We start from the raw sequence: 10003 nt of genomic DNA on the forward strand, positions 1-10003 counted from the left end.
ACAACGTTAAATCTGCTATTAATCTACGTTATCATGTAAAAATGAATTATTACTTCGCAGCTGAATATCATCATTGTCATCAGTACCCACTGACATTCTTGACGCTCTGATCTCAGAAGAATATTTGTTATCCTCTAAATTAACACCTTGGCGTTTATATGCAGGCTCTTTTTCAATTTCATCAACTTTAGCTGAACTGAATTTGTAGTTAAAGTCTTTCATTTTACGTCTTCTGATATCAGCACGATCCTTTAACATATCAGAAATTGGACTGTTCATAGGATCGATTTCTTCTGGAGAAATTGATTCTTCTTGAGTTGAAATGACTCTTCTCTCAAACACAACGTCTTATTCAATAACTGGTTGTTGTTTGGTCTTTGTTTTATTAATTGAAGACTCATGCGTCATAAAATCATCAAGCGCATAGCGTTTTTCGCCATTTGCATCCGCTTCAGTGACCGATATAATTTCAATATGATCGTTGACCTTCATGTCTCTTGTATGGTCGTCCAAATCAAAGAGAATTTTGTTTTCATCTTTTGGAGTTTCTTCATGTTTTCTGTTGAATAAAGGCAAATCGAAAGAAAAGGTGAATTGCTCCTCTTCTTCAAAAATCGCCCTTTTTGGTGCTTCTGCCTTGACCGGTTGAACAGGAGTAATTATAAAATCATCTTCGTCAACGCTATCCAAGACTTCATCATAAACTACATTGAGATTTCTGATAAACTCATTGGTCGGGATCAAACCCATTTTAGGCTCCTTTTTAACCTCCTCTTCTACTAAAGTATGAATCGTGACTTTTTCAACTTCTTTTTCAAGAACGATTTCTGGTGTTATAATAGCCGGTTCGCGTTCTTTAACTTTAACTTCATTGTTATCATCTCCCAAAGCGTGAATGACCTTTTTAGTCTCGGTATTAGAGATTTCGTTTTGCTGTTCGACATCGAAACCCGTAGCGATGATAGTTACAGCGATAGCCTCTTCCAATGATTCATCTTCCCCTACACCCATAATAATGTTTGCACCGTGTCCTGCTTCATTTTGGATATGGTCATTGATTTCTCCAATTTCATCAATAGTAATTTCATGGGCACCAGAAACGATGAGCAACAATACGTTTTTGGCTCCAGTAATTTTATTATCATTTAATAATGGCGAATCTAAAGCTTTCATGATGGCTTCCTGAGCACGTGATTTACCAGATGCTGTCGCAGATCCCATAATGGCCGTTCCACTATTACTTAAAACAGTTTTAGCATCACGTAAGTCAATATTTTGGGTATAGTGATGTGTGATCACTTCCGCAATACCTTTTGAAGCGGTCGATAATACTTCGTCAGCTTTAGAGAAACCTGCTTTAAAACCTAGGTTGCCATAAACTTCACGTAGTTTATTATTGTTGATGACCACTAAGGAATCGCAATGATTTCTTAAAGTTTCAATCCCTTTTTGAGCTTGTTCATTTCTCGTTTTTCCTTCAAAAAGAAAGGGCATCGTGACAATACCAACGGTCAAAATTTCCAGCTCCTTGGCAACTTTAGCGATGACAGGTGCTGCTCCAGTTCCAGTACCTCCACCCATTCCTGCCGTAATGAACACCATTTTTGTATTGGTATCCAACATTCTGCGGATATCCTCTAAACTCTCAAGTGCTGCTTGCTCGCCCACTTCTGGATTAGCTCCGGCACCAAGACCTTCAGTTAAATTGACACCTAACTGGATTTTGTTTGGTACGCCACTATTTTGAAGGGCCTGTGAATCAGTATTACAGATGACAAAGTCAACGCCTTTAATTCCTTGTTGAAACATGTGGTTAATGGCATTGCTTCCGCCGCCGCCAACTCCTATCACTTTAATGACGTTCGATTGGTTTTTTGGCAAATCGAATGCGATGTTTCCAAATTCATTTATATTGCTCATAATGTTTTGGGTTTTTCTGGATTCTTAATTAATATTTATTTATTGAGACAGATAATTATCTGTATCTATTTTGATTTGTTGAGACAGATAATTATCTGTCTCTACGTAATTATTCCGCGTTATCTAAAAAATCTTTGACACGTTCGGTCAATTTATCTAAAAATGATCGACGTTCTTTTTTTGGTAATAACATCGGTTCTTCCTCTTCAACTTCGGTTGATGGCGATGCTACAATCTCTTCAGCTGCTTCCTCAGCAGCTTTCTCAATGCGTTTACGTTCTTGACGCTTTAATCCGTCCATCACTAAACCAACTGCCGTCGCATACAACGGGCTCGCAATTTCCTCATCACTATCGCCTGCTAAATGCTCATTCGGGAAACCTATTCTGGTGTCCATTCCGGTAATATATTCTACCAACTGTTTTAAATGCTTCAGCTGTGCGCCTCCTCCTGTCAGTACAATGCCAGCAATCAATTTCTTTTTTTGTTCTTCGTGTCCGTAATTTTTTATTTCAACATACACCTGCTCTACAATTTCTACAACACGCGCATGAATGATTTTTGATAGGTTTTTAAGGGTAATTTCCTTTGGTTCCCGTCCTCTTAATCCAGGGATTGAAACAATCTCATTGTCCTTATTTTCTCCTGGCCATGCGGAACCAAATTTTATTTTTAATAATTCGGCTTGCTTTTCTATGATGGAACAACCTTCCTTGATATCTTCAGTAATCACATTACCTCCAAATGGAATGACTGCGGTATGACGAATAATGCCGTCTTTAAAAACTGCTAAATCCGTGGTACCGCCTCCTATATCAATCAAAGCCACACCTGCTTCTTTTTCTTCTTGGCTTAATACGGCGTTTGCTGATGCTAACGGCTCCAAAGTGATACCTTCCAACTCCAAGCCTGCACTTTTTACGCAGCGACCAATATTTCTGATGGATGACACTTGACCAACAACCACGTGGAAATTAGCTTCCAATCGACCGCCATACATTCCGATAGGCTCTTTAATTTCTGCCTGTCCATCAATTTTATATTCCTGAGGTAAAACGTGAATAATCTCTTCACCAGGAAGCATTACTAACTTGTGCACTTGATTGATTAATCGATCAATATCTTCATCATCAATAACCAATTCAGAATTAGGTCGTGTGATATAATCACTATGCTGTAAACTTCTGATATGCTGACCTGCGATACCTACGGTCACTTCCTCTATTTTCAATCCACTCTCGGCTTCAGCTTCCTGAACAGCTTGCTGAATGGACTGAATGGTTTGCGTGATATTATTGACAACGCCTCTATGTACTCCTAAACTTTTAGCTCTTCCAATTCCTAAAATTTCGGCTTTGCCATATTCATTTTTACGACCGATCATAGCCACAATCTTTGTGGTCCCTACATCTAATCCTACTGAAATTTTATTATTTTCCATCCTCTACTTTTTGGTACATATGACCTGTTTATCAAATCTTAAATTAACAACACTGTAAGTATTCAAAGTGCTATCTTTCATAGCTTTTTGATAGAAAGCCTTAAGATTATTTATTTTTTTATCCAATTTGTCCAACGAACCTAACTGTATTCTAAAATCATTTAATCTAAATCTTAGATCAATGCTTCCATTTTCATTCTGATGAATTTCGGTAACGTGCGTTTTTAAAAACTCATCACTTTGAACCTTTTTAGCCACAGTGAACACATTATACAATTCATTTTTAACCACAAATCCCGTAACCAATGGGACGCGTGACGTGTAATTTGTTGATAACGGCATGTAGGAACCGACATCATCGATATAGTAAGATGCGTTTGTACTTACTCGAGCAATAGGTTTCTTTTGCTCAATTTCAGCGACCAATGTGCCATCAACAGTGATGTATACTTGGGCTCGCTTAATCATGACGTTGGCGTTCAGGGCAGATTCCAAGTCGTTCAAATCTATCATTTCTTTGGCCGTATTTGTAACACTTTGTTGATTTTGTATTAACAACTTACTAACAGCCTCATGCGTGATAAATAAATTCTCATCGCCCAAAAATTTGATATTGGGTTCGCTCACTTTTCTGACGGAATTCCTCGCGGAGGAAAACGCAAAAAGAAAGACTACCAATATCAGTAACCCAATTATTTTTATATAGTTATAATTTATTTTCAAGACTTAAAGCTTGTTTTATATATTTTACTTGTTCTCCAATATCTCCAGCACCAATAGTTAAAATAACAGGTGCATTTGATGCTTTTATTTCTGAAATCAACTCCGATTTCTGGATCAATTTTTTGTTTTTATTTTCGATTTTTGTCAATAACCATTCTGTCGTAATACCGTCTATTGGCAATTCTCTTGCAGGATAAATATCAAGCAATAACAACTCGTCAAATTGCGAGAGACTTTTTGCAAACTCATCTGCAAAATCGCGTGTTCTACTAAACAAATGCGGTTGAAAAATAGCCAACACTTTTTTATTCGGATACATTTCCCGAACCGCTTGATGCACGGCATTGATTTCTTCTGGATGATGTGCATAATCATCGATAAATACTAAATCATCCGTTTTAATCTGATAGGTAAAGCGTCGTCTAACTCCTGAATAAGATGCTAAGGCGTTGGCGAGCTGCTGGTGAGGGAGACCATATTCTACAGACATCGCCAAGGCCATTATTGCATTCGACAGATTATGTCTTCCAGGTAGGTTAAATTTAAAATTTTGTAGCGTTTGGTTTGGCGTTTTTAGGTCAAACTCATAACTGCCATTGATGATCCTTATGTTTTGCGCTGAATAATCGGCGTCATCTTCTATTCCGTAAGTAATTCCTTCAATCGGCAAGCCATTCTTCACAAACAACTTCCCGTTTGGTTTTAATTTTTTAGTGAATTCAACGAATGATTTTTTAAGTTCCTCAGCTTCACCATAAATGTCAAGATGATCAGCATCCATTGAGGTCAACCCGGCCATATCTGGCGATAAGGTTAAAAACGAACGATCATATTCATCAGCCTCAACCACCGTAACTTCAGTGCCATTTAGGATGAAGTTGGAATCGTAATTCTCACTCACACCGCCTAAAAATGCTGTTACAGGAACATTACATTCATATAACAAATGCCCCAAAATACTAGTTGTGGTCGTTTTACCATGAGTTCCGGCGACCGCCAAACAAAAGGTGTCTCTGGTAATTTCCCCAAGAACTGCAGAACGTTTTAGGACTTCAAAATTTTGATCTTTGAAATAATTAAACTCCGCATGACCTTTAGGAATTGCAGGCGTGTAAACAATCAACGTATCATCAACATTCAAGAACTCAGCTGGAATTGCAGCAACGGAATCTTCAAAATGAACTTTAACCCCAAGATCCTCAAGTGCGTTTGTGATGTCTGTTTTGGTTTTATCATAACCCGCCACAGATTTCCCATTCGCCACAAAATAACGTGCAAGGGCACTCATTCCGATGCCTCAGATGCCGATGAAATAGACGTTATTTATTGTTTTTAAATTCACTGTTTGTTGTTTGTTGTTTGTTGTTTAATTTGAACTTCGTTATTCGTTATTCGTTATTCGTTATTCTCTTAATACTTTATACTTAATGCTTCTTCAACAACTTCTCCACCTCATCCACAATATCTTTTGTAGCGTTGATAAGGGCCAATTTTTTTATATTTTCACTCAACTTCTGTTGTTTTTCAGCTGATTTTACTAATTGTGAAAATCGGTTTTCGAAATCGACATCTAAATCTGCTTCCTTTATCAACAAAGCAGCATCCTTATCAACGATGGCCATGGCATTCTTAGTTTGATGGTCTTCAGCCACATTGGGCGAAGGAATGAATATTACCGGTTTTCCTACCACACATAATTCCGAAACCGAACTTGCTCCTGCCCTAGAAATGATAAAATCTGCGGCAGCGTAAGCCAAATCCATGGTGTTTAAAAAAGCATGGACTTGAACATTTTCATAAGAATTATATTTCTTATAGGTTTCGTAATACAACTTTCCACATTGCCAAATCACTTGCACATTTTGAGTTTGGAAAAACTCCAATTCTTTTTCAATCAGTTCATTGATGCGTTTGGCACCCAAACTACCACCCAAAACCAACAAGGTGTATTTACCATGTTTCTGCTTAAAGGCATCTTTTCCTTCAATAGTTTTATTATCAATCTGCAACAAATCCTGACGGATAGGATTTCCTGTTTTTATTAATTTATCCTTGGGAAAAAAACGCTCCAATCCATCGTAAGCCACACAAATTTTATTAACTTTTTTGGCCAATAATTTATTGGTAATGCCTGGAAAAGAGTTTTGCTCCTGAATCAAACACGGAATACCTTTGGAAGCCGCAACCTGCAATAATGGTCCGCTGGCAAATCCACCGGTTCCGATGGCAACATCTGGTTGAAATGTTTTAACAATCTTTCGCGCTCGCATTAAACTAACAACCAACTTGGCTGGAAAAACAAGGTTTTTAAGCGTCAACTTTCGCTGAATTCCAGTAATCCATAGCCCCTCAATCTTATATCCAGCTTGTGGCACTTTTTCCATCTCCATGCGATCCAACGCTCCCACAAAAAGAAACTCTGCGTCAGGAAAGCGCATTTTCAACTCATTGGCAATAGCAATCGCAGGATAGATATGACCACCTGTACCGCCTCCTGAGAGAATGATTTTATATGTTTCCTTTTTAACCACTATATTTTTAAAATTCCAATAGTTTAAATTACAAATTCCAATTCGATTTAACTTCAAGCTTCTATAACGCTAGATACTTACAACTTATATCGCTTCACTTAATATTTCCAAAGGATTATCTAATTCCTCTTCTTGTTCTTTTAACTCTTCTCTTTTGGCACTCACACTTAAAATCATTCCGAAAGCCAAACAGGTCATCCAAATGGAAGTACCACCACTACTGATAAGTGGTAGTGTTTGCCCCGTTACCGGAAATAACTCAACAGCAACAGCCATATTAATGAACGCCTGAAAAACGATAGGCAAGCCAACTCCAAGCACGACTAATTTACCAAAAACGGTATCGGATTTTTGGGCGACGATCACAATCCTGAACAACATCCAACAATACATTACCAAAATAACCAAGCCTCCAACTAGGCCGTACTCTTCAACGATAATTGCAAAAATAAAATCTGAGGAGGATTGTGGCAAAAAGTTTTTTTGAACACTTCCCCCAGGCCCTAATCCGATATATTTTCCGGTTGCAATCGCAATCTTCGCTTTTTCAATTTGATAATCGGCTTCTGTATCTTCTCCATTTGAAAAGTTCTCTACACGACTGATCCAAGTGTCCACACGGTTGGGCATCGCCTCAGGAAATGCCTTTGCGGTCAAAACAAATAATGCCAAAAACAACACCCCGGCGCCAACAATTATTGCCAAATAACGAATCGGATAACCCCCAATAAAGGCTAACACCATGACCATGGCGAACATAATCGCCGCGGTTGAAAAGTTGGCCGGAAGGATCAGTATCAACACCAGAAAAACTGGAATCCATAACGGCAAAATTGATTCTTTAAATGAAATTTCCCTATCCTGGATTTTTGATAAATAGCGTGCCACATATACCATCAACACCACAGCAGCAAACGTCGACGTCTGAAATGACATCCCAATAATCGGAATCTGAATCCATCGGCTCGCATTGGCACCATCAATGGTAGTGCCTTGAAACATGGTCATGACCAATAAAATCAATACGACTGGCATCATGACGAGCGACAAACCTCTAAAATAACGGTAAGGAATGCGATGCACGCCATACATAATAGTGAAGCCCAGAAATAGATGCATAAAGTGTTTTATAAAAAACGAAAATGTACTTCCAGAATTAGCTGTATATGCCAAATTACTGGAAGAACTGTACACAGGAAGGAATGAGAAAATTGCCAGCAATGCGACAATTGACCAAATCAAACGATCCCCCTTTATGTTGTTGAAAACACTTTGCACTTTTTCTTCTTTTTATAAGCTTCTTACAGCATTCTTAAATTGACGACCTCTATCCTCGTAACTTTCAAACAAATCAAAACTTGCACACGCTGGCGACAACAATACAGAATCACCAGACTCCGCTAATTTGTATGCGATTTTTACCGCTTCGGTCATATATTCGGTTTCAACAATGACATCCACCATTTTCCCGAAAGTTTTCAGTAATTTTTCATTGTCCACACCCAGACAGATAATGGCTTTGACCTTTTCATTGATAAATGGAAACAACTCTTTATAATCATTCCCTTTATCAACACCTCCAACAATCCAAATGGTTGGCGTATCCATACTTTCTAAAGCAAAATAGGTAGCATTAACGTTGGTAGCCTTTGAATCATTGATGTATCTGACCTTATTGATTTTCAAAACCTCTTCCAAACGATGCTCTACACCTTGAAAATTCTCCAAGCTTTCGCGAATCGTTTGTTTTCTTATTTTTAATAAATGCGCTACGGTTGAAGCAGCCATTTGATTCTTAATATTGTGTTTGCCTTCTAAGGCTAAATTTGTTGTTGACATAATAATTTGATTGTTATCTATCGTTATTTTTATTTCATCTTGGTCTAAATACGCGCCATTTTCGATGGTTTTCGTTAATGAAAACGGCAATAATGTGGATTGAATTTTATGTGATTTGAGCCAGTCCACTATAACTTCATCATCTGCATCATAAATCAGATAATCATCTTTGGTTTGATTCAGAACTATTCTGAATTTCGAATCGATATAGTTTTCAAACTTATAATCATAGCGATCCAAATGATCTGGTGTGATGTTCAACAAAACGGCGATATGTGGTTTAAAATCTACAATACCATCTAACTGAAAACTGCTAATCTCAAGCACATAGTTTGGATAATCATGCTCCAAAATCTGTTGCGCAAAACTTTTCCCGATGTTTCCAGACAAACCAACCTCCAACTCTTGTTTTAAAATATGATGGATTAAGGCTGCTGTTGTGGTCTTGCCGTTCGTTCCTGTAACTCCTACAATCGTTGCATTGGTAAATTTCGATGCAAATTCAATTTCAGAAACCACTTGTATTCCTTTCTCTCTAATTTGCTTAACCAAAGCCACTTTATCAGGTATTCCTGGACTTTTCATCACGATGTCGGCATTCAGAATCTTGGCCTCCGTATGCTGCTCATCTTCAAATTCAATTTCATTATGTATAAGAACTTCTTTGTAATTATCTTTAATTTTTCCTTTATCTGAAAGGAACACTTCATAACCTTTTGCCTTTGCTAAAAGCGCTGTGCCTACGCCGCTTTCTCCTCCTCCTAATATGACTAGCCTCTTCATTTACGATATTAGATTTACGAGTTACGATTCCGGTTTCGGATTGTTTTGATTGATGCAACTACTATTGATAATATCTCATTTGCTTCTGCATGCAATCTCTTCATTTCATCCACTTCTCTATTAGAAACATCTAAAAGTAATTCGATGAAATACATGCTTTCATCTGCTTCTTCCTCAACTATTTTCAACTTGTTCAAAAAGTCAGCGTCAGATTTTGCTCTACATGCTGTCCTATAATTTGCTCCAACCGAACTCGAACATCTTATCAATTGATTACAATAAGCGTTGTACTCCCTTGTAACTGGAAATTTGGAGCAAAGATGCCAGCAGTCTGATGCAAATTTTTTAGTCCTATTTTTAATTATTTCCTTCATTGATATCGTAATTCTTAAATCGTATATCGTCCTTCTCTATTATCTAATTTTCAAGGTCACTATCGACACAATGGCCAATAAAATTCCAACAATCCAAAAACGGGTTACGATTTTACTTTCGTGATATCCCGATTTTTGATAATGATGATGCAATGGCGACATCTTAAAAATGCGTCGTCCTTCGCCATATTTCTTTTTGGTATACTTAAACCAACCTACTTGCAGGACCACCGATAAGTTCTCAGCTAAAAAGATCCCACACAATACCGGAATTAACCATTCTTTTCGAACGGCAATCGCAATGACCGCAATGACTCCACCAATAGTTAAACTTCCTGTATCTCCCATAAAAACAGATGCCGGATAACTATTGTACCATAGAAATCCAACAA

At 37.7% G+C, this 10003-nt stretch carries 7 protein-coding genes and 2 pseudogenes; all 9 read right to left on the minus strand.

Annotated elements, in window-relative coordinates; translation table 11 throughout:
* Positions 1-18: 18 nt before the first annotated feature.
* A pseudogene (gene ftsZ / locus ABIQ28_RS13745) lies at positions 19-1920 on the minus strand (cell division protein FtsZ).
* A 109-nt stretch (positions 1921-2029) separates the two neighbouring features.
* Positions 2030-3361: a cell division protein FtsA gene (gene ftsA / locus ABIQ28_RS13750; RefSeq protein ID WP_348038272.1), complete on the minus strand. Its 1332-nt coding sequence runs from the start codon at positions 3359-3361 to the stop codon at positions 2030-2032.
* Between the two features lie 3 nt (positions 3362-3364).
* The gene (locus tag ABIQ28_RS13755) at positions 3365-3988 is read right to left on the minus strand and encodes a cell division protein FtsQ/DivIB (protein ID WP_348038274.1); all 624 of its coding nucleotides are present in this window, start codon (positions 3986-3988) and stop codon (positions 3365-3367) included.
* A gap of 79 nt (positions 3989-4067) precedes the next feature.
* Complete coding sequence (gene murC / locus ABIQ28_RS13760; RefSeq protein ID WP_348038276.1) at positions 4068-5372, minus strand: UDP-N-acetylmuramate--L-alanine ligase; 1305 nt, start codon at positions 5370-5372, stop codon at positions 4068-4070.
* Between the two features lie 136 nt (positions 5373-5508).
* Positions 5509-6615: an undecaprenyldiphospho-muramoylpentapeptide beta-N-acetylglucosaminyltransferase gene (gene murG, locus ABIQ28_RS13765; RefSeq protein WP_348038278.1), complete on the minus strand. Its 1107-nt coding sequence runs from the start codon at positions 6613-6615 to the stop codon at positions 5509-5511.
* A gap of 84 nt (positions 6616-6699) precedes the next feature.
* Positions 6700-7893 carry an FtsW/RodA/SpoVE family cell cycle protein gene (locus tag ABIQ28_RS13770; RefSeq protein WP_348038280.1) on the minus strand — a complete coding sequence of 398 codons (1194 nt, stop codon included), beginning with the start codon at positions 7891-7893 and terminating at the stop codon, positions 6700-6702.
* 12 nt (positions 7894-7905) lie between these two features.
* On the minus strand, positions 7906-9237 hold the full coding sequence (gene murD / locus ABIQ28_RS13775) for a UDP-N-acetylmuramoyl-L-alanine--D-glutamate ligase (protein ID WP_348038282.1): 1332 nt from the start codon (positions 9235-9237) through the stop codon (positions 7906-7908).
* A gap of 14 nt (positions 9238-9251) precedes the next feature.
* Positions 9252-9611: a four helix bundle protein gene (locus ABIQ28_RS13780; RefSeq protein ID WP_348038284.1), complete on the minus strand. Its 360-nt coding sequence runs from the start codon at positions 9609-9611 to the stop codon at positions 9252-9254.
* 39 nt (positions 9612-9650) lie between these two features.
* Positions 9651-10003: pseudogene (locus ABIQ28_RS13785) on the minus strand (phospho-N-acetylmuramoyl-pentapeptide-transferase); the annotation flags it as partial.

Origin of the sequence: Gelidibacter sp., from assembly GCF_039916245.1 — a bacterium.
In the GTDB taxonomy this organism is placed as follows: domain Bacteria; phylum Bacteroidota; class Bacteroidia; order Flavobacteriales; family Flavobacteriaceae; genus Gelidibacter.